14 protein-coding genes are annotated in these 20,900 nt (G+C 70.8%); 7 read left to right on the plus strand and 7 right to left on the minus strand.

Going from position 1 to position 20,900, the window contains the following annotated elements; all coding sequences use genetic code 11:
• Positions 1-31: 31 nt before the first annotated feature.
• The 4 genes from AC3EO4_RS00170 to AC3EO4_RS00185 are packed head-to-tail and all read right to left on the minus strand — an operon-like array spanning position 32 to position 4,526.
• On the minus strand, positions 32-859 hold the full coding sequence (locus AC3EO4_RS00170) for a carbohydrate ABC transporter permease (protein WP_431892743.1): 828 nt from the start codon (positions 857-859) through the stop codon (positions 32-34).
• Positions 856-1,758, minus strand: coding sequence for a carbohydrate ABC transporter permease (locus AC3EO4_RS00175; RefSeq protein WP_431892746.1), 903 nt, complete (start codon positions 1,756-1,758; stop codon positions 856-858). The genes AC3EO4_RS00170 and AC3EO4_RS00175 overlap by 4 nt, the downstream gene beginning before the upstream one ends.
• Before the next feature lie 46 nt (positions 1,759-1,804).
• Positions 1,805-3,193 (minus strand): extracellular solute-binding protein, encoded by a 1,389-nt coding sequence (locus tag AC3EO4_RS00180; protein ID WP_431892749.1) that lies wholly within the window; start codon positions 3,191-3,193, stop codon positions 1,805-1,807.
• A 4-nt stretch (positions 3,194-3,197) separates the two neighbouring features.
• Positions 3,198-4,526 carry a PfkB family carbohydrate kinase gene (locus AC3EO4_RS00185; RefSeq protein WP_379579994.1) on the minus strand — a complete coding sequence of 443 codons (1,329 nt, stop codon included), beginning with the start codon at positions 4,524-4,526 and terminating at the stop codon, positions 3,198-3,200.
• Positions 4,527-4,657: 131 nt separating this feature from the next.
• Between AC3EO4_RS00185 and AC3EO4_RS00190 the strand changes: the two genes are divergently transcribed.
• From AC3EO4_RS00190 to AC3EO4_RS00205, 4 genes are all read left to right on the plus strand, one after another.
• Entirely contained in the window at positions 4,658-5,416 is a 759-nt protein-coding gene (locus AC3EO4_RS00190; RefSeq protein WP_379579992.1) for a DeoR/GlpR family DNA-binding transcription regulator, read from the plus strand.
• 52 nt (positions 5,417-5,468) lie between these two features.
• On the plus strand, positions 5,469-6,821 hold the full coding sequence (locus AC3EO4_RS00195) for a 6-phospho-beta-glucosidase (protein ID WP_431892753.1): 1,353 nt from the start codon (positions 5,469-5,471) through the stop codon (positions 6,819-6,821).
• A 153-nt stretch (positions 6,822-6,974) separates the two neighbouring features.
• A complete protein-coding gene (locus tag AC3EO4_RS00200) occupies positions 6,975-7,169 on the plus strand; it encodes a DUF5999 family protein (protein WP_379579988.1) in 195 nt (64 codons plus the stop codon).
• Entirely contained in the window at positions 7,166-7,600 is a 435-nt protein-coding gene (locus AC3EO4_RS00205; RefSeq protein WP_379579986.1) for an ATP-binding protein, read from the plus strand. Before AC3EO4_RS00200 ends, AC3EO4_RS00205 begins: the two co-directional genes overlap by 4 nt.
• Positions 7,601-7,778: 178 nt before the next feature.
• Here AC3EO4_RS00205 and AC3EO4_RS00210 read toward each other — a convergent pair whose 3' ends face one another.
• Positions 7,779-10,004 carry an ATP-binding protein gene (locus AC3EO4_RS00210; protein WP_431892756.1) on the minus strand — a complete coding sequence of 742 codons (2,226 nt, stop codon included), beginning with the start codon at positions 10,002-10,004 and terminating at the stop codon, positions 7,779-7,781.
• Between the two features lie 342 nt (positions 10,005-10,346).
• Between AC3EO4_RS00210 and AC3EO4_RS00215 the strand changes: the two genes are divergently transcribed.
• Together AC3EO4_RS00215 and AC3EO4_RS00220 are read left to right on the plus strand one after the other, a co-directional pair.
• Entirely contained in the window at positions 10,347-12,692 is a 2,346-nt protein-coding gene (locus AC3EO4_RS00215) for an ATP-binding protein (RefSeq protein WP_379579982.1), read from the plus strand.
• Entirely contained in the window at positions 12,689-14,770 is a 2,082-nt protein-coding gene (locus AC3EO4_RS00220) for an ATP-binding protein (RefSeq protein WP_431892758.1), read from the plus strand. The genes AC3EO4_RS00215 and AC3EO4_RS00220 overlap by 4 nt, the downstream gene beginning before the upstream one ends.
• Before the next feature lie 23 nt (positions 14,771-14,793).
• Here the strand turns inward: AC3EO4_RS00220 and AC3EO4_RS00225 are convergent, their stop codons facing one another.
• On the minus strand, positions 14,794-15,588 hold the full coding sequence (locus tag AC3EO4_RS00225; protein WP_431892760.1) for a glycerophosphodiester phosphodiesterase family protein: 795 nt from the start codon (positions 15,586-15,588) through the stop codon (positions 14,794-14,796).
• A 146-nt stretch (positions 15,589-15,734) separates the two neighbouring features.
• A complete protein-coding gene (locus AC3EO4_RS00230) occupies positions 15,735-17,549 on the minus strand; it encodes a DUF5107 domain-containing protein (protein ID WP_431892763.1) in 1,815 nt (604 codons plus the stop codon).
• Between the two features lie 205 nt (positions 17,550-17,754).
• On the opposite strand from AC3EO4_RS00230, the gene AC3EO4_RS00235 reads away from it, so the two are divergent.
• Positions 17,755-20,898 carry a discoidin domain-containing protein gene (locus tag AC3EO4_RS00235; RefSeq protein WP_431892765.1) on the plus strand — a complete coding sequence of 1,048 codons (3,144 nt, stop codon included), beginning with the start codon at positions 17,755-17,757 and terminating at the stop codon, positions 20,896-20,898.
• Positions 20,899-20,900: the final 2 nt, after the last annotated feature.

The following is a 20,900-nucleotide window of genomic DNA, read 5'->3' on the forward strand; positions in this document are numbered from 1 at the left end:
GAACCCGACAGAAGCATGGAACCTCCGGGAGTTATTCGCGCACCGCCCCTTGGAGCAGCCCGCGGATGAAGTGACGCTGGAGGAACAAGTAGAAGATCACGACCGGGGTCGCGACGATGACCGACCCGGCCGCGAGCAGGGTGAAGCCGGAGGTGTACTGGCCCTGGAAGAAGGCCAGCCCCAGCGGCGCGGTCCGCAGCGACTCGCTGGTCACCATGATCAGCGGGATGAGGAACTCGTTCCACGTCCACATGAAGACCAGGACGGTCAGGGTGACGACCGCGGGACGGGCGGGGGGCACCAGCACCTGCCACAGGATGCGCCACGTCGAGGCGCCGTCGATGCGGGCGGCCTCGACGATCGCGCGGCTGCTGGTGCGGAAGTAGGCCCGCATCCAGAAGGTGCCGAACGCCACCGACAGCGCGACCTGCGGCAGCGCGACCGACCAGAACGTGTCGATCAGGCCGAGGGAACGCAGATCGAAGTAGAGGGGGACCGCGATCGCCTCGCTCGGCATCATGATCCCGAGCAGGAACAGGTAGAACAGCACTCCCTGGCCGCGGAAGCGCATGGTGCCGAACGCGTAGCCGCTCATGATCGACAGCACGACGCTGACCACCACGACGAACGACGACACCGCCAGGCTGGTTCGCAGGTACGTGCCGAACCGCCCGACCTCCCAGGCCTCGGCGAAGTTGCCGACGTGCAGCCCCGCGATGCTGAGCCCCTGCCCCGCCGAGCCTGCGGCGTCGTCGGGGCCGAGCGCGGCCGACAGGATCGTCAGGACGGGGAACAGCGCGAACGCGGCGAACACCGACAGGATGACGTAGTTGGCGAGCCGCTCACCACGAGAGATCACGAGAAACCCCTGTCGGCGAAGCGGTTGATCACGAACGAGATCGCGAAGATGACGACGGTGAGGGTGACGCCGATCGCCGCCGCCGAGCCGACCTGCCCGAGCTCGAAGGCCCGATGGTAGACCTCGTACGACGGAACCGACGTCGAGTCGCCCGGCCCGCCCCGCGTGGTGACGTACACCAGGTCGAACGTCCGCAACGCGGCGATCACGGTCAGCGTCAGCGCGACCGCGATCTCCCCTCGCACCGAGGGCAGGGTGACCGAGAAGAACTCTCTGAGCGCGCCCGCCCCGTCGAGCCGGGCCGCCTCGTACAGCTCCGCGGGGACGCGGCTCATGCCCGCCAGCAGCAGCACGGTCACCAGACCGGTCTCGAACCAGGTGCCGACCACGCCGACCGCCGGCAGCGCGAACGTGTAGTCGCCCAGCCACCCCCTGGTGAGCGAGTCGAGCCCGAGCGCGCCGAGCAGGCCGTTGAGCGTGCCGTCGGGGGAGTACACGCGCCGCCAGGCGACGGCCACCACGACCATCGCGACGACCTGAGGCAGGAACACCACCGTCCGGAAGAATCCGAGCCCGCGCACCTTGGCGTGGTTGAGTATCGCGGCCAGCGTCAGCCCGATGACCAGCGGCGCCAGGGCGTAGAACACGACGAGGACCAGGGCGTGGGCGAAGGCGGCCCTCAGCCTCTCGTCCGCGACGATCGCGGCGTAGTTGGCCGCGCCTGCCCACCGGCCGAGGCTCAGCCCGTCCCAGTCGTACAGCGAGAGCTGCACCGCGCGGCCGATGGGGTAGAGCAGGAACGCCGCGTAGACGGCGAACGCCGGCAACAGGTAGAGGTAGGCGACGCGGCGGGGCTCGCCTGGCGGGCGGCCCGCTCGGGCCCTCCCTGATGGGGTCACCTCTGCCTCCGCCCGCGTCCCGCGCGCCTGGGCCGTGCGCCCGTGCTCACTCGTTGCTTTCGACGAAGGTCTTGTAGTCCTTCTCCAGCGTGGCCAGGAACTCCTGCGGCGTCGACTTCTTCGCCAGCAGGTCCTGTACCGCCGCGCCGAGCGTGTCGGCGAAGGTCGGGGTGGCGTAGTCGAGGTAGGGAACCAGGCCGTCCTTCTTGGTGACGGTGCCGAAGGCGGTGAACATGTCCTGTTGCGAGCCTGCCTTCACGCTCTGCCGGTCGGTGTCGGCGATCGGCAGGAGGCCGTTGGCGGTGAGGACCTTCATGGCGTCGGCGTCGGTGATGAAGTCGATGTAGGCCGCCGCGGCGTCGGGGTTGGGGCTCTTGGCCGTGATGGCGAACGGCAGGCCCGTGCCGCCGGTCGCGAGGGGTGTGGCGCCTGGCGGGAGGAGGAAGCGCAGGTCCTCGTGCATGACCTTCTCCAGGTCGGCGATCAGCCACGTGCCTCCGATCAGGAAGACACCTTCGCCCTTGCCGAACGCCTGCCAGGCCGCGTCGTACCCCTGCCCGTTGAAGCCCTGGTTGAAGTAGCCCTTGTCCACCCAGTCGACGAGCTGCTGGGCGGCCTTGGCGTTGTCCGGCGTGGTCCACGAGGCGCCCTTGCGGCCGAATCCCAGCGTGGTGATCTGGTCGGCGGGGACGTGCCGTCCCTGTACGGTGCCGAACACGTGGACGCCCGGCCACTTGTCGAGGTTGCCCAGCTGGATCGGCACCTCACCGGCGGCCTTGGCCTTGGCCAGCGCGGCCTCGAACTCCTCCCAGGTCGTCGGCGGACGCAGGCCGAGCTTGGTCAGCTTGGCGGCGTTGTAGAGGATGCCGACGACCTCGCCGACCTGGGGCAGGCCGTACACGTTGCCCTCGCCGAAGATCTTGCCGTCGGCGCTGTAGCTCACGTACTGCAGGACCGACTGCGGATAGCGCTCCCTCCACCCGTACGCGTCGGCGTAGGCGTTCAGCGGGCGGAGATAGCCGGCCTTCACGTAGGCGCCCATCTGGGGCCGGCCGTTGTTGGCCTGCACCACGTCCGGCGGCTCGTTGCCACTCAGCGCGAGGCGCAGGGTGGTGTTGAGGTCGTCGAAGGAACGGGACACCCGCTTGAGCTCGATGTTGGGGTACTTCGCCTCGAACGCGGCGTTGAGCTGCTTCATCTGGGCGGCCTGGCCGCCGCGTACCTCCTGGTCCCAGATGGTGAGGGTCACGTCGCCGAGGGCGGCGGCGTCGGTTCTCACCGCCGAGCCGCTCGGCTGCGCGGAGGATCCCGCGGGCGGAGCCGACGACCCCGGCGCGCACGCGGCGGCGAGGGCCACGACACCGGCGGCGAGGACGGCGCGCACCCTGGCGCCGCGCGGGTTGCGCTTCTGGAGCTCGCTCGTCGAGGCGATCATGGTGTTACTCCTTCTGGGCAGGCACGCGAGGGGTCTCCGGGTCCTCGGGTTCGCCGTTCCCGCCCGGCGGGGCGGCGGCCTCGGACGCGGCGCGTGGCTCGTGCTTCCCTGGCTCTTCGTGCCCCCCGTACGGCTCGGTGGAGCGGGCCGGCGCGGCCTGTGTCTCCCCGGCGGAACGGGTGGTGGCGGCCGGGGACTCCGGGGCGGCCGTCGAAGCCATGCCCAGGTCGGCGTGCCGGGCGATGGTCGCGGCGGCCCGCCGTACCGCGCCGACGGGAGAGGTGGGCACCAGCCTGTCGAGGAAGGCGTACCTGCGCGCCAGCGAGTCGGCGTAGGCGCCGCTGTGACCGGCCGCCGCCCGCACGTCGTGCCACCAGTCGGCGATGTCCCCCCACCCGGGCGCGGCCAGCGATCCGCCGAACTGCTGCACGGCCAGCGCCGCGCAGACCCCCGCGAACGCGAGCCTGTCGGCCAGCGGCCAGTGGCACAGCGTGCCGAGCACGATGCCCGCGCCGAAGACGTCCCCCGCGCCGGTCGGATCGAGCGCGGTGACCCGCGGCGCGGGAACGTAGGCCTCCTCGCCGGTGATGGAGTCGATGGCCATGGCGCCGTTGGCCCCGTCGGTGACCACGGCGAGGGGAACCCGGTCGGCCAGCTCGTACAGTGCGTCGCGCGGGGTGTCGGCGCCGGTGTAGGCCATCGCCTCGACCGCGTTGGGCATGAACGCGTGGCAGGCGGAGAGCTGGTCCAGCAGGGCCGGCGACCAGTTGCCCGAGGGGTCCCAGCCCACGTCGGCGAAGATGAGCGCCCCGTTGCGGTGCGCCAGCTCGGCCCACGAGCACTTGTCGGGCACGCCGAGCGGCTCCTCGGCCGACAGCGCCACGATGACGGCCCTGGAGCGCAGCGGGGAGCCGATCATCTCCGACGCCGACATGGGGGCAGGGTGGCCGTGGGTGACCATGCTGCGGTCACGGTCGACGGCCATGGAGACCGTCACCGGTGAGTGCCAGTGCTCGAAGCGTCGTGACCTGGACAGGTCTACCGATTCCTGCTCCGCGAGGATGCGCCAGCAGAAGTCGCCGTAGTCGTCGTCGCCGAACGCGGCGGCCAGCGAGGTGCGCAGGCCCAGCCGGCTGGTCGCGATGGCGAGGTTGGCGATGCCGCCGGGGCACGATCCCATGCCCTCGGCCCACATCTCGGTGCCCGCTGCGGGCATCGCGGGCAGTCCGGTGAAGACGATGTCGAGGAACACGGTGCCCGCTAAGAAGACGTCGAACTGCGGCCCCTCCGGGGTTCGCTGATCGGCGAGAGGGTCGTACGCCTGGACAGACACGGGAAGAGTCCTCCTCGACAGACCGAGTTGTGCGCAATCTTGCACGTTTAATCGCGCATATCAAGTGCTTTGCGCGAATCTTTGACGCATCATGCTCGCTTCTGCACAGAAATGACTGATAGGATCCCAGCGTGCTCCAGCACCTCAGGCATGCGGAGATCATGCGGCGTGTCCGCCTCTCGGGGGCCACCAGTGTTCGCGACCTCGCCAGCCAGCTCGGTGTGAGCCCATCCACCATTCGCCGGGACCTTGAGGTGCTCGACCGCGACGGCACGCTGAAACGCGTGCGCGGGGGCGCGCTCGCCGACATGGACACCGACGACGGCCTGACCTTCGCCGAGGTGGCGGCGCTCGACGAGCAGGACAAGGAGGCCGTGGCCGCCCGCGCCGCCCGGATCGTGCGCGACGGCGACGTGGTCCTGCTCGACATCGGCACCACGACGATGCGCCTGGCCCGCCACCTTCGAGGCCGCCGCATCACCGTGGTCACCTCCAGCCTCGCCGTCCTCGACGTGCTCCGCGCCGACCCCGAGGTCGAGCTCCTGCTGCTCGGCGGCATGGTCCGCCGTACCTACCACTCGCTGGTCGGGGTCCTGACCGAGGAGGCGCTGAGCCAGGTGGTCGCCGACCGCGTGTTCCTGGGCGCGAGCGGCGTGCGGCCGGACGGCCAGCTCGTGGACACCACGCTGGCCGAGGTGCCGGTGAAGCGCGCCATGATCGCGGCGGCGGGCCAGGTGGTGCTGCTGGTCGACCGGCACAAGTTCCCCGGCACCGGAGCCCTGCGCGTGTGCGGCCCCGACGACATCGACGTGATCGTCACGAACGAGGGCGCCGACGAGAGGACCCTGCGCAACTGCGCCGCCGCGGGCGCGGAGGTGCTGCTCGCGTGATCGCCCGGATCCCGGCAGGTCCGATGAGTCATGTGGCAGGTGAGGAGTCGCGATGAAACTGGCCGTTCTCGGCGGCGGAGGCTTCAGGGTCCCGCTCGTGTACGGCGCGCTGCTGCGTGACACGGCCAAGCCCCGTGTCGAGGAGGTGGTGCTGTACGACGTGTCGGCGGAGCGGCTGGCGGCCGTGCGGCACGTCCTGGACGGGCTCGCCGCCGAGCACGACCACCCGCCGCTGGTGCGGACCACCACCGACCTGGACACCGCGCTGCGCGAGGCGGCCTTCGTCTTCTCCGCGATCCGCGTCGGCGGGCTGGCGGGCCGTACGGCGGACGAGCGGGTCGCGCTGGAGCTGGGCCTGCTCGGCCAGGAGACGACCGGGCCGGGTGGCGTCGCCTTCGGGTTGCGCACCGTCCCGGTGGCCGTGCGCATGGCCGAGCGGGTGGCCGCGCTCGCGCCCTACGCCTGGGTCATCAACTTCACCAACCCGGCAGGCATGATCACCGAGGCCATGCGGGCCGTGCTCGGCGACCGGGTGGTCGGCATCTGCGATTCGCCGATCGGGTTGGTCCGGCGGGCCGCCGCCGCCCTCGGGCTCGACCCGGCGCGCGTGTCACCGGACTACGTGGGGCTCAACCACCTCGGCTGGCTGCGCGGGCTCGTCCATGAGGGCCGCGACATGCTGCCGGGTCTGCTCGCCGACGACGCCGCGTTGCGGCAGGTGGAGGAGGCGCGGATCTTCGGCGGCGACTGGGTGCGGACCCTGGGCGCGCTGCCCAACGAGTACCTGTACTACTACTACTTCACCCGCGAATCCGTCGCGGCGCTCGACGGCGCCGGGCACACGCGCGGTGAGTCCCTGGTCACGCAGCAGGACCGGTTCTACGCGGCGGTGCGGGAGCGGCCCGAGCACGCACTCACCGCATGGGTCAGGGCACGCAGGGAGCGTGACGCGACGTACATGGCCGAGACCCGCGACATCGCCGCCGCCGGCGAGCGGGACGCCGCCGACCTGGAGGCCGGAGGGTACGAAGGCATCGCGCTCGCCCTCATGGCCGCCCTCTCGCGCGGTGAGTCCTCCACCATGATCCTCAATGTCCGCAACGGCAGCGCGGTACCAGGACTGCCCGAGGAGGCGGTCGTCGAGATCCCCTGCGTCGTGGACGGGGCGGGGATCAGGCCTCTCGCCACCCGCCCGCTCCCCGGCCGGTTCCTGGGTCTCATGCAGCAGGTCAAGGCGGTCGAGCAGACGGCCATCGAGGCCGCCATGACGGGTTCGTCCCGCCTGGCGGTCGAGGCGTTCGCCCTGCATCCCCTCGTCGACTCGGTCGGCACGGCGCGTCGGCTGCTCGACGGCTACCGCGCCCGCATCCCCGAGCTGGCCGCCGTTCTGCCGGGCACCCCGTAGCCCCCGGCACGCACTACGTAGGTACCTAGCTCTACCTAATAGGTACTCATACGGGGGTTTATCCCGTCTCGCTTGTGCCGCCCCTCGGGGCAGGCTGACTGCTTAGACATGAGCTCAGCCGAACCACGGTCATGGGCAGAAGGGTAACGAGCCATGTGTCAGCACCAACCACCGTGTCCGCCGGCGGACGCTCCGCATCACGATTCGGCCCGTCTGGTGGCCTTTCACCCGGAACAGGGGTGGGGGCTGCTGTGCAACGGTGTCGTCATCTTCGATGACTCCGGTGAACTGCTGCCGGACGGCCGGAGCGTCTTCACCGGACCTGAGCGTGTGGGGAACGCGGCATGAAACTCCTGGCCCCCAACCGGCTCCTGGCCTTCGCCGACGGCCTGCTCGCCCGCGCGGTACCGGGCGGCGGCGACCGGACGGCGTCCTGGGTGCTCTCGTCCGCCCCCTCCGCCCTGCCGAGCGCGCGGCGGATGACCCGCACCCGTCTGGTGCAGTGGGGACTGCAGGACCAGGCCGATGTCGCGGACCTGCTGGTCAGCGAGCTGGTGAACAGCGCCCTGCGCCACAGCAGCGACAGGATCAGGCTCACGCTCAGCGCCGAGGACGGGCTGTTGCGCTGCGAGGTGGAGCACGCGGAGCCGGTGTGGCCCCGGCGTCGCGGAGGGCGCGAACACCTCCTGCTCGCCGATCTGGCCTGCTGCTGGGGCACCGCCCATACCTGTGAGGGGAAGGTCGTCTGGTTCGAGCTTCCCGCGCCCGGACTCGTCTAAGTCCGGGACCCGTCCCGCCCGGGCCCACCAGGCCCGGGCTCATTCGAAGGAAACCGTCACCGTGCGAAAGATCCGGATCCGTAAGACGAGGACGCCGACCGGCCGCCCCGCCCCGGACCTGCGGACGCCGTCGGGGCGGCAGCTTCCCTATTGACGGCTTCCCTCCTGGCGGCCTCCCTCAGGCGGGAGGCTCATCGTCGGCCATCCTGGCCTGCTCGCCGATCCATACCGCGACCTGGGCGCGCGAGTGGTAGCCGAGCTTGCTCAGGATGTGCTCGATATGCCCCTCGGCGGTCCGCTGCGAGATCACCAGGGTGGCGGCGATCTCCTTGTTGGTCATGCCCTGGGCGACCAGATGCGCGATCTCCGTCTCCCGTGGTGTCAGCGGCGCCGCCTTGGGCTCGGCCGGCTGCTCGTCGAGCTGCTTGTCGTCGCGGAGGGCGTAGGAGAGCGCCTCGTCGTAGGAGAGCTCGGTGCCCTGCTTGAACGCGGTGTCGAAGGCCGCGTCGCCGAGCGCCTGGCGAGTGTGCCGCACGCATTCGTCGTGATAGTGCGAAAGATGTCCGAATCCCGACAGCGGTGCTCCGATCGCCTGCCACAGCGTCTCCAGGATGCCCAGCAGCCGGCCGGCGCGCCGGTACTGCTTCTCGGTGGTGGCGATCCAGGCCAGCACCTCCAGGTTGATCCCGACCCCCAGCGGGTCGTCGAGCTCGCGATTGAAGGTCAGGCTTCTGGTCTCGAGCTCGGTCGCGCGCGCGAGGTCGCCCTGCCGCCAGACGGCCACGCCGACCGCCATCATCATGTACGCCTTGTGCCAGCCCTCCCCGTGGGCATCCGACAGGGCGAGGCAGTCGTCGCCCAGCGAGATGGCCAGCGGAGAGTCGCCGCTGAAGGAGTAGGCCATGGACAGCCGGATGAGGGTCAGCGCCGTGCCCACGGGGTCGCCGATGGCGCGGTGCCGGGTCAGAGCCTCCTTGTAGAGGGTGATGGCCGACTCGGCGTCGCCCTCGCACATGGCGATCATCCCGGAGTAGAGCGTGACGTAGGCGATGACCGGTTCCAGCCCCAGCCGCTCTCCGATGGACCGGCTCTCCTCGAGCATCGTCGTGGCGGAGGCGATGTCGCCCTGGATGATGGCGAGCCAGCTGGCGGACCACAGCGCCCTGGCACGGGCCTCGCTCGGTCCTGTGTCGGCGGCGAGCCCGCGGTCCAGCCAGCGGCGGCCCTCACCCACGTATCCACCGATCCAGTGGTAGAGCAGGTCGGCGGCCATGTCGAGGCCTCCGGTGACGTCCGAGGGATCGGCGAAGCTGTGCTCGAGAGCCGTGTGCAGGTTGCCGTGCTCGAGTCGCAGCCTGGCGAACCAGGCCATCTGCGACGGCCCGAACAAGTCCTCTCGCGCCTGCGCCGCCAGCGCGCGGTAGTAGTCGCGGTGCCGCCGTTGCAGCTCGGCCGACCGGCCTGTGGCGAGGAGTCTCTCCATGCCGTACTGACGGATGATCTCCAGCAACCGGTAGCGAACCTGCGGCCCGTGTTCCTCCCGGATCAGGATGGACTTGTCCACCAGGGCGCTGACCAGGTCGATGATCTCCTCGCGGGCGATGCCGTCGCCCGAGCAGACGGCCTCGGCCGCCTCCAGATCCAGGCCGCCGGCGAAGACCGACACGCGGGCCCACAGCAACTGCTCCTTCTCGGAGCAGAGGGCGTGGCTCCAGTCGATCAGCGCGCGGAGCGTCTGGTGACGCGGAAGTACGGCCCGCGAGCCGGCGGTCAGCAGCCGGAACCGGTCGTCCAGGCGCTCGTGCAACTGCTGGACGGACAGCGCGCGCAACCTGACGGCGGCCAGCTCGATGCCGAGCGGCAGGCCGTCCAGCCGCCGGCAGATCCGGACGACGACGTCCCTGTTGTCCTCGGTGACGGCGAACGAGGGAAGGACGGCCCTGGCCCGTTCGGTGAACAGGCACACGGCGTCGCACTTGGCGAGCGACTCGATCGGCACCCGCGCGCTGTCGCGGTCGGGCAACGGGAGGGTGGGCACGGTCAGCGTCTGCTCGCCCGCGAAGCCGAGCGCCTCGCGGCTGGTGGCCAGGATGCGCAGCTCGGGGGCGGCGCGCAGCAACGCCTCGGCCAGGACGGCGCACTCGTGCACCAGATGCTCGCAGTTGTCGAGGATCACCAGGGCCTGCTTGTCCCGCAGGTACTCGGTGAGCACCTCCAAGGGCGAGCCGCGGCCGTGGTCGCGGATTCCCAGCGCCTCGACCACGACCTGGGCGAGCATGTCCGAGCTCTCCACCGCCGCCAGCTCGACGAACCACACCCCGCCGCGGAAGTCTCTGGCCACGTCGAGCGCGACCCTGAGGGCCAGCCGCGTCTTGCCGACGCCGCCGACGCCGGTCAGGGTCACCGCACGAGAGAGGGGCAGGCATCGTTTGACCTCCGCCACTTCGTGCCGGCGGCCTACGAAACTGGTCACCTCTGCCGGCAGCCTCGCCGTCCTCTGCCGTCTGGAGCCGCTCGTCAGCGCTGTCATCGATCGCCTTGCCTGCCTGGTCCCCGATGGAGCGGAGCCGAGCCGTCATCGTTCAGGTTTGCGCGAGTCCCCACACGCATCCAACCTCAGCATCCTTGTGACAATTCCTTACAAAACGGTAAAACCCATCAGAAACCACCCGGGCGTACTGTGGGTGTCATCGGCTCAGCCCCGGCGGCAGGGGGTGCCGGGAGGGGCTGCGCGGGTGGAGCAGTCATGGAGGTGGCGGCGAAGAGAGCGCAGATCTGTGGGCTGTCGGCCGAGCTGACCAGCTTCGTAGGCCGTCGGCGTGAGATAGCCGAGGTCAAGCGGATGCTGGCAGGTTCCAGGCTGGTGACCCTCGTCGGCGTGGGCGGTGTCGGCAAGACCCGCCTCGCCCAGCGGGTCGCGGCCGACGTGCGGCGCGCGTTCCGCGACGGCGTGTGCCTGGTCCAGCTCGCTGGGCTGGAGCGCCCTGACCTGCTCGTCCAGACGGTGATCGAGGCCCTGGAGATCGCGGACCTCTCCACCAGGCCCCCGCTCCAGGTGCTCACCGAGCACATGCGCGGCAAGCAGATGCTGGTGGTCCTCGACAACTGCGAGCACCTGCTGCAGGACTGCGCCATCGTGGCGGAGGCGCTGGTGCGCTCCGCCCCCGACCTGCGGATCCTCGCGACGAGCAGGCAGGCGCTCGGTGTCGCGGGCGAGCAGACGACGGTGGTGCCGCCGCTGCCGCTGCCGGACGGCGACCTGTCGCGGCTGTCCAGGGAGGCGTCGGAGGAGTCCGACGCCGTGCGGCTGTTCACCGAGCGGGCCATGGCCGTGCTGCCGGGTTTCCAGGTCACCGACGACAACAGGGAGGCCGTGGTCCGGATCTGCCGCAGCCTGGACGGCATTCCACTGGCGATCGAGCTGGCGGCCGTCCGGCTGCGCGCGATCTCCGTTCACCAGCTGCTGACCCGGCTGGAGGACCGGTTCCGGCTGCTCACGGGGGGATCACGGGTGGTGCTGCCCCGCCAGCGGACGCTGCGGGCCCTGATCGATTGGAGCTACACCCTGTGCACCGAGCACGAGCAGCTCCTCTGGGCGCGCGTGTCGGTGTTCTCCGGCAGCCTCGACCTCGAGGCGGTCGAGCACGTGTGCTCCGGCGACGGCATCGCCGCCGAGGAGACCGTCGACCTGGTGATCGGCCTCGTCGACAAGTCCATCCTCATCAGGGAGGAGCATCGCTCGGGGGTGCGATACCGGCTGCTGGAGACCATCCGCCAGTACGGCAGAGAGCGGCTGCGCGAGGCGGGCCAGGAGGAGAAGCTGAGGCGCCGGCATCGCGACTGGTATCTGGACCTGGTGCTGCGCATGCAGAAGGGCTGGTTCGGGCCGGAGCAGGTGGCCTGGTACGCGCGCCTGCGCACCGAGCACGGCAATCTCAGAACCGCCCTCGGCTTCTGTCTCGAGGTGCAGGGAGAGGCGGAACCTGGCCTGATCATCGCCTCGGCGCTGCGGTACTACTGGATCGCGTCCGACTCGCCGCACGAGGGCAGGAGCTGGTTCAACCGCCTGCTCGCAGGAGACGGCGAGCCGACGCCCGTGCGCGCCGTGGCCCTCTGTGTCAAGGCGCGGCTCGCCGTCCTGCAGAGCGACTTCACGATGGCCGCGACCCTGCTCGAGGAATGCGTGGAACTGGCCCGCCGGCTCGGCGACCCGGCGATCACCGGGGCCGCCCTGTACGTCGCCGGCTTCGCGGCCCTGCTCCAGCAGGACCTTCCCAGGTCGCGGGCCCTCCTCGGCGAGGCGCTGGAGCACAGCCGCACGGCGGGCGACCAGATCGGCGTGGTCAACTCGATGATCTATCTCGCCGCCACGCTCTCGGCCCTCGGCGAGTCCGCCCAGGCGGTGGAGACGTTCGAGGAGTGCCTGACGATCTGCGAGCCGCGCCGCGAGAACTGGTTCCGGTCGTACGCGCTGTGGACGTACGGGATCGAGGTGTGGAAGCAGGGCGACACCCAGCGGGCGCTCGAGATGGAACGCGAGGCCGTACGGCTCAAGGAGCCCTTCGACGACCACTTGGGCAACGCCCTGTGCATCGAGGTCCTGGCCTGGATGAGCTGCGGCGACGGCGACGGCGAGCGCGCGGCCACGCTTCTCGGCGCGCTGCGGGAGATCTGGCGCTCCTTCGGCGGCCCCCTGTTCGGCTACCTCGCCGGACATCATGAGGCCTGCGAGCAGTCTGCCAGGCAGAAGCTGGGCGACAGGGGGTTCGAGGCGGCCTTCCGCAAGGGCATGGAGCTCACCCCCGCCCAGGCTCTGGAGTACGCCATGCGGGAGGCCACGCCCGAGCCCGAGTCGTCGCCGAGATCTTCGCCGCTGACCCGCAGGGAGATGGAGATCGCCCGCCTGGTCGCCGAGGGCATGAGCAACAAGGCGATCGCGGCCGCGCTGGTGATCGCGCAGCGGACCGCCGAGGGACACGTCGAGCACATCCTCGGCAAGCTCGGGTTCAGCTCGCGCGTCCAGATCGCCGCCTGGGTCAGCCGGCAGGAGGAGCCGGGGAACGGCCAGAGCCTTTCCGGAGGTGCGCCGTGAGCAGGACCGAGCGAGGCCCCGCCGTAAGGACCGATCCGCCGGTGGAGGTGTCCAGGTTCGTCGGGCGTCGGCACGAGGTGTCGGAGGCCAGGCGGATGCTGTCCCGAACGCGGCTGCTGACCCTGACGGGAACGGGTGGTGTCGGCAAGACGCGGCTGGCGGCGAAGGTCGCCGAGACGGTCGCGCGCGCGTACAAGGGCAGGGTGGAGGTGGTCGAGCTGGCCACCCTGGAGGCCGGTGATCTGCTGGCGCCGACCGTCGCGGCGGCGCTGGGCCTGCGGGACGCGGGAAGCGACCCCATGACCGTGCTGGTGGACTACCTGTCGGACAAGCGGATGCTGCTCGTGCTGGACAACTGCGAGCACCTGCTCGACGACTGCGCCCGCCTCGTGGACCGGCTGCTGCGGGGCGCTCCCCGGCTGCGGATCCTCACGACCAGCCGGCAGATCCTGGGGGTGAGCGGCGAGCAGGTGCTGGCGGTCCCGTCGCTGTCCGTGCCGGACCAATGCCACCCGCCACGCGACATCGCCAGGCACGATTCGGTGCGGCTGTTCGTGGAACGCGCGGCGAGCGTGTGGCCCGGCTTCTCCCTCGACAGAGGCAACGCCGCGAGCGTGGCGCGGCTGGCCCAGCGCCTGGAGGGGATTCCCCTGGCGATCGAGCTGGCCGCGGTGCGGCTGCGCACGGTGCCGTTGGAGCAGCTCACCCGCGAGCTTGAGGAGCAGTTCGACGTGCAGGCCGATGAGAGCCCCGCCGCGCTGCCACGCCACAGGACCCTGCGCGCGACCATGGACTGGAGCTTCGATCTCTGCTCGCCCGCCGAGCAGCGGCTGTGGGCTCGGCTGTCGCTGTTCCCTGGCGGGATCGACCTCGACACCGCCGAGGCCGTGTGCGCGGGCGACGAGATCGACCACGGCGACGTCATCGACCTGCTGTCCGGGCTGGTGGACAAGTCGGTCCTGGTGGGCGAGCAGGCCGAGGCAGGCGTCAGGTACCGCATGCTGGAGAGCATCCGCGCGTACGGGTGCGAACGGCTCGGCTCCGCGGAGGCGACGGCACTACGCGGACGGTACGTCGACCACTTCAAGGACGTCGTCGAGGGGCACAGGATCGACCGGCTCGTACCGGATCAGCTCGAGCGCTACCGGTTCCTGCGGCAGGAGTTGCCCAACGTGCGGGCGGCGCTCGAGATGTGCCTGGCCGAGCCTGGCACCGCCGGCAAGGGGCTGGAGACCGCAACCGCGATGTGGTTGTACTGGCTCCTCGCCGGCTCGCTCACCGAGGGCAGGTACTGGCTGGAGCGCGGCCTGGACCTGGTGCCGGGAGCGGACGGCGCCCGGGCGATGGCGCTCTGGGTGGTCAGCATGCTCGCCCTCCGCCAGGGCGACCTGGCCGTGGCGATGCCGAAGCTGGAGGAGTGCCACACCATGGCGCGGCGACCGGGGAACGAGGGTGTCCTGCCGTTCGCCATCAGGACCGCAGGTGTCGCCGCGTTCTCCACGGGCGACCCCCAACGCGGCCTCGCGCTCCTGGAGGAGTCGCTCGCCCTCCACCGCGCCGCCGGCGACGTCGACAGCGTGGCCTTCAACCTCTACTACGCGGCTGCCTACGGCTCCATGCAGGACCCCGCGCGAGCGGTCGGGTTCGGCGAGGAACTGCTGGCGCTGTGCGAGAGCCATGACGCGCCGATGTCCCGCGGTCATGCCCAGCTCTCGCTCGGCATCGCCGTGTGGAACCTGGGCGACTGCCGCCGAGCCGAGGAACTGGTGAGCGAGGCCGCCGAGTTCACCATGGAGATCAACGACCGCTGGTGCCTCACGCAGTGCATGGAGGTGCTGGCGTGGACGGCCTGCGACCGAGGGGACCACGAGAGGGCCGCATGGATGCTGGGAGCCGCCCACGCGTTGTGGCAGGCGGTGGAGGCCTCGCCCACCCGGCTGTGGTACCACGCGAGGTGGCATCAGCGCTGCGCGGAGAAGTCCCGCGAGGCGCTGGGAGATCGGGCGTTCACAGCGGCCTTCCGCGCCGGGGCGAAGTACGGCCTGGAACGCCGGATGTTCTCCACGGTCGGCGCATGACGGTTCCGCCCGGCAGGCCCGGGTCAGGCGCACTTGCCTGCGAGCCAGGCCCGGTAGTCCTTGGTGTAGTTGGTCATCACGCTCTTGGGAGACCGGTTCAGCACCGCCTGCCATCGGGCCGTGTTGCCGCTCCAGGCCGGTGGCGGCTCGTTCCATCCGACGCTGTCGGTCCACTGGGCCTGCGATCCCTTGAGGAGCCCCGGGTGTCTCCTGGCGAGCTCTCCCTGGATCCAGGAGTCCGTCGAGTAGACCATGATCCGCTGTGTGGCCTGCCGCTCGAGGATGGGGTCCGAGATCTCCTTCCACGCCTTCGCCGCGTGGCTGGAGCCGAGCACGCTCCTCGTCTCGGGTTTGACCTCCACCAGGGCGACCAGGCCCTTGGAACGCACGTAGTCCAGCCACTCGCGCAGCGTGTACACCCGCTCGCCGCTGTAGGGGCCGCGGAGGATGCGACGGTCCTGCAGGTTGTCGCTCCCGTAGGCCCACCAGATGTCGGTGATGTTCTGCCTGGGCCCGGTCAGCCCGTTGGTGGAGGTGTTGTGCCACATCACCGCCTTGGTGCCTTCCTTGGTGAGCTGGACGTCGCCCTCGACGCCCCCGGCGCCCCAGGACTTCTGGTCGTCGACGCCACGGCGGTTGTTGGGCTGGCGGACCTGGTCCTTCGCCATGTCGCTCGGGTCCTGCGGGTAGCCGCCGTGTCCGAAGACCAGCGGGCACGCCGGCGCGCCGGAGGCGGCGGTGGCCGGCGCGAGGCCGGCGAGCGAGCCTGCCGCGAAGGCGACGGCCGTCAACGTGACCCTGGTCCTGCGTGTCGTCATCGTGCGCCACCCCGGGGAGATTGCCGAACGGAAACGGATGATCTACCGGGGTGGAGCCTAGCCTGCGCAGCCGCGGGGGATGGCGGCCTCGCCGGGTCCGGCATCGGGGCCGGGGTCGGGGACGGGGCAGCGGGCTCGCGCAGTGCTCATCCGCGCGGCCGGCTCATGCGGAAGTCGTAGGCCGCGGGGAGCTCGGAGTCCCTGCCGTGATAGGCGAACCACAGGTCGTCCAGGGCGTCCTCGCCCTCTCGCAGATCGGGTACGACCAGGCCCTCCTCCAGGATCCGGCCGGTTCTGGCACGCTCGCCCGCGGCCAGGGCGGCCTGGGCCTCCAGCAGACGGGTGCGGCCGTGCGCGCGGTCATCCGGATCGAGGCCGTCGACGAGCGCCAGAGCGTCGGCGGGGCGGCCGGCGGCGATCAGGGCGGAGAGGGTCTCGACGGTGAGCGGGCGTACGGCGGGCGCCAGCGTGTGCGCCTCCAGGAGCAGGACGGCCGCGGCCGCGTCGTCGCCGCCGATCCGGTGGGACTCGGCGAGCGCACGCAGGACCAGCGGATGGCGCCGTTCGGCCAGCGCCCTGCCCCAGGCGGCCTGGGCGCCGGACCTGTCGCCCGTGGCCCACAGGTTGAGTCCCAGGTGGTAGAGGCCGTGCCAGTCCGCCGCCCCGCGCAGCAGGCTCAGCCAGCGGGGCCCGACCACGCACACCGCCTCGCCCGGCAGCCCGCCCTCTTCCAGCAGGGCCAGCCAGGGCGTCTGTTCCTCCCCGAGCGTGTCGTCGGGGAACGGGGTGGCCGACGATTCCGGCAGCCCTCCGGCCCTGCGCTCCAGCGCCCCCCATCCGGATCCGCGGTGGACCGCCTCGGCGACGGGGCGGTCGGTCCACGCGCCGGCCGCGTGCTCAGAAAGGGAGGGATGGGCCAGGGCGAGCGTTCCCGCCGCCGCTTCGACCGCCGCGCGGGCCCGGTCGTAGGGGGCGTCGGGGTGGGGGAGGGCCAGCGGGCTGTAGGTCTCCGTCCAGGTCCAAGTGGTGCCGCCAGGGAGGGGGAGATGCTGCAGCTGGGTACGCGCCAGGCCTGCCTGGATCTCCAGGTAGGGGGCGCCGGGTCCGGACAGCCACTGCTGCCAGCGGGCGCCGCCGGGGGAGGTGCCCCAGCCGAACAGCTTGCGGCCCTTCAGACGGGAGGTGGAGGTGTGCAGCAGGCCGTGGCCCTCGGCGTCGACGGCGGCTATCCAGGGGGTGTCCGAGGTGATGTGGAAGAAGTAGTCGGCGGCCTCGGACCAGGTGGCGGGGTAGCTGGAGTCCGGCTCGCCCGGATAGGCGACGGTGGTCAGGCGCTGGGCGTAGCCGAAGTGATCGGCCTGGGCGGCGGGGGCGAGGACGCGGGTGCCCGGCGTCTGCGGGACGGCGATGTTGGACCACCAGTAGACGGGTACGGTCTCCGGGCGCGGGTTGCGGACGGCGACGGACACGACCAGGGCGGGAGAGCCGGGCGGGAGGCTGGCGTCGATCTGGACCACCAGGCCCCGCAGCCGCTCGTACTCGTACAGCCGCAGCACGGGGTACGGCGCGTCCACCCAGGCCGCGTGCAGCGGATCGCAGGTCAACGCCCAGTGGCCGGTCGTGCCGAGGTTCCACTCCACGCCGCCGGCGAACCACGCGTCGCGCAGGGCGAGGTTGGCCGGCTGGATCACCGGGTTGCGGTGCAGCAGCTCCCGGCCGGTGGCGAGGTCGACCAGCGACCACAGCCGGCCGCCGAGCCCCGGCAGGAACACCGCCCGCAGCCGCTCGTTCTCCAGCGTGACCGCAGGCACCTCCCGCTCGACGGAGTCGCGCCCGTAGGAGTCGCGCCTGCCGTAGGGGAGCATCGAGGGCGGGTGCCCGAAGTCGGCGATCGGCACGGCCGGGGGCCGCAGGATCGGGAGCGGGCTGACCGGCCCGGCGTCGGCGATGGTGAGCTTCATCCGGTGGTGACCCCTTCGCGCGGAACGTTTTAAGGAGATCCGGTGCGAACGCTAGGGACCTCCCGGCGCGTCTGTCAATGAGGCGACCGGTGCGTATAACAGTCCGAATACAAGTCATTGACGACAGCTCTGTGCACATCTACCGTCCAGTCCAGCAATTTGAAACGTTTTAGTGCATGCTCGGGGATCTCGTGAGGAGCCGTCCATGGCAATCAGATCCGCCCCGCTCGCCGCGTTATCCGTCCTGATCCTCTCCATGCTCGTGGCCGTGCCCGCCCATGCGGCGGCCCCCCTCTCCGCCTGGGTGCAGAGCGCGGCCGACCGCGCGTTCTCCTCCAGCACCCGCCCGTCCGGCGCCCCCGCGTCGATCGCGTTGCGGGCCGCCCGCGGCGAGACCGAGGCCGCCCAGATCCTGGTCAGGTCGACCACCCCGGTGACCGGCGTCCAGGTCACCGCCGGCGCGCTGAGCAGCCAGTCGGGCGCGGTGATCCCCGCGTCGGCGATCACCGTCAGACGCGAGTACAACCACCCGCACATCTCCAAGATCGGCGTCCACCAGAACCCGCCCGACGGCGGCACCGCCTACTACGACGCGCTGGTGGAGAACACCCCGCAGTCCCTGGCCGCCGACCTCACCCTGCCCTACCACTACAGCGTCCGCGTCCCCGCGGCCCAGGCCCCCGGCACCTACACCGGGACCGCCACCGTCAGGAGCGACGCAGGCGACGTCGCGGTGAACGTCGCGGTCACCGTCTACGACGTCACGATCCCACCCGCCGACCGGTCCACCTTCAAGATGAACAACTGGTTCACCTCCGCGGGCTGGGACTACAACGGCACGATCAGGTCCATCCCCGCCCAGTACGGCGTGCAGATGTTCGACGCGAACTGGTGGCGGGTCATCGAGAACATCGCGGCCAACCACGCCAGGCACCGCAACAACGTGATCTTCGCCGACTTCCAGGCCCTGCTCATCCCCGACACGACCGTGGACGCCGCGGGCAACTACACCTTCGGCTGGGGGACCTTCGACAGGTTCGTCCAGACCTTCGTCGACGCCGGGGCGATGCAGTACATCTACACCCCCCACCTGCTGGAGGGCCTGCCGAACGACGTCGTCAAGCTGGACATGATCAAGAAGGTGAACGGCGTCGTCCAGCGAGTCCTGGCCGACCCCGACACCGCCGAGACCAACGCCTACCTCACCCGCCTCTTCCCCGCGCTCAAGGCCCACCTGGACGCCAAGGGCTGGACGAACCTCTTCTACATGAGCGCGCTGGACGAGCCGTCCACCGCCAACCAGGTCAACGCGGCCCGCTGGCTCTACGCCAAGTACCGCCAGTACTTCCCCAACCCGCTGACCAACGAGGCGCACCTGGCCGTGCTGCCCGCGATGGAGGGCGACCTCACTACGGCGACGCCGTACACCGGCCTCTACGACGGGAACGTCGGCTACTACCAGCGCCGCCGTCTGAGCGGTGCGGATCTGTGGCTCTACAACTGCATCGTCCCGCAGGACAAGCGGATGAACCGATTCATCTCCTACCATCTGGCCTCCACCCGGCTCACTCCGTGGCTCACCTGGAAGATCGGCGGGACCGGCTACCTGCACTGGGGCTGGAACTTCTGGTGGGACTTCAGCGACCTCAACCGGCCGTCCGACACCTTCGACGACTGGCAGACCGGCGACAACTGGCTGGTCCGGCCGAACAAGGCCGCCTACGACATCTACGACAGCGTGCGCAGCGAGGCCCAGCTGGACGGCCTGGAGGACGTGGAGCTGCTCAACCTGCTGGCGCGGACCAAGCCGGTCACCGCACGGGCCATCGCCAACACGCTCATCACCGACTCGGTCTCCTACGAGCAGAGCGGCCTTGAGGTCGACAACCGTCACCGGCAGATCCTCGACGCGCTCGTCACCCCCGGGCCCGACCTGAGCTTCCCCTACGCCGACGACTTCGCCGCGGGCGAGACCAGCTGGCGGCACAGCGCGGGCACCTGGTCGGTCAGCGGCGGCGAGTACGTCCAGTCCGACTCCTCCGCCAACTGGGGCGTCACGGCCGCGCTCGAGGGCCGGGCCTACCGCGACGTGGTGGCCGGTGTCGACCTGCGCATCACCGGGGTGAACGCGAGCGGCGGCAACACCAACTGGGCCGGGCTCATGGTGCGCAACCTCAACGCCACCGACATGGACACCGGCTACCTGGTCGCGCTGCGCGACAACGGCCAGGTCTTCGTCTACCGCAGCGGCGTGGCGCTCGGTTCCGCCTCCGTGCCCGGCTACGTCTCCGGCCAGTGGACCAGGCTGCGGGTGGCCGCGCGCGGCGGCACCATCACGGTGTACGCGGGGGCCAGGAAGGTCCTCACCGTCACCGACGACGCCTACCCGGTGGGCGGCCTGGCCCTGGTGACCGGCGGCGCGAGCGCCCGCTTCGACAACGTGCGGATCAACCCGGAGACCAACCCGGCCGAGGGCCGCACCGTGACCGCGTCCAGCTCCTACGAGGGCGACGGCTGGTCCGCCCCCGCCGCCGTGGACGGCACCCGCACCGGCGTCGGCTGGAGCAGCTCAGCGGCGAACATGGGCACCAACCACACCGAGTGGATCCAGGTCGACCTCGGCGGCTCCAGGCCGCTGAGCAGAATCGACCTCCACCCCCGCGCCGACGGCTCGAACACCGGCCTCGGCTTCCCCGTGGACTTCACGGTCCAGGTCTCGGCGGACGGCTCGTCCTGGACGACGGTCGCGACCAGGGCGGGCTTCCCCCGGCCCGGCGCGGGCGCGCAGACGTTCCCGTTCCCCACCACCGGCGTCCGGTACATCAAGGTGACAGGCACGAACCTCAGCACCGACCAGCTCGGGCACTACCACATGCAGCTGGCCGAGATCGAGGCCGTCGGTGGCAACCTGGCCGCCGGACGGCCGGTGACCGCGTCCAGTTCGGTGGAGTACCTCAACGAGGGCTGGCTGCGGGCCGACCTCACCGACGGCTCGCGCTCGGCGCTCTGGCACTCGATGGGCTGGAGCAGCCTGCCCGGTGCGGCGAGCCGTACCGAATGGGCGGCCGTCGACCTCGGCGGCCCGAGCCTGGCCTCCCGCGTGGACCTCTACGCCAGGTCGGACGGCGAGAACACGGGCAACGGCTTCCCCGTGGACTTCACGATCCAGGTCTCGGCCGACGGCTCCTCCTGGACGACGGTCGCCGCCAGGACCGGATATCCGCGGCCCGGTGCGACGGCGCAGAGCTTCTCCTTCGCGCCCATCACGGCGCGGCACGTCCGGGTCGTCGGCACCGCCCACCGCAACGACCCGTACCACATGCAGCTCGCCGAGCTGGAAGTTCACTAGGA

The sequence above is a fragment of the Nonomuraea sp. bgisy101 genome (genome assembly GCF_057708945.1).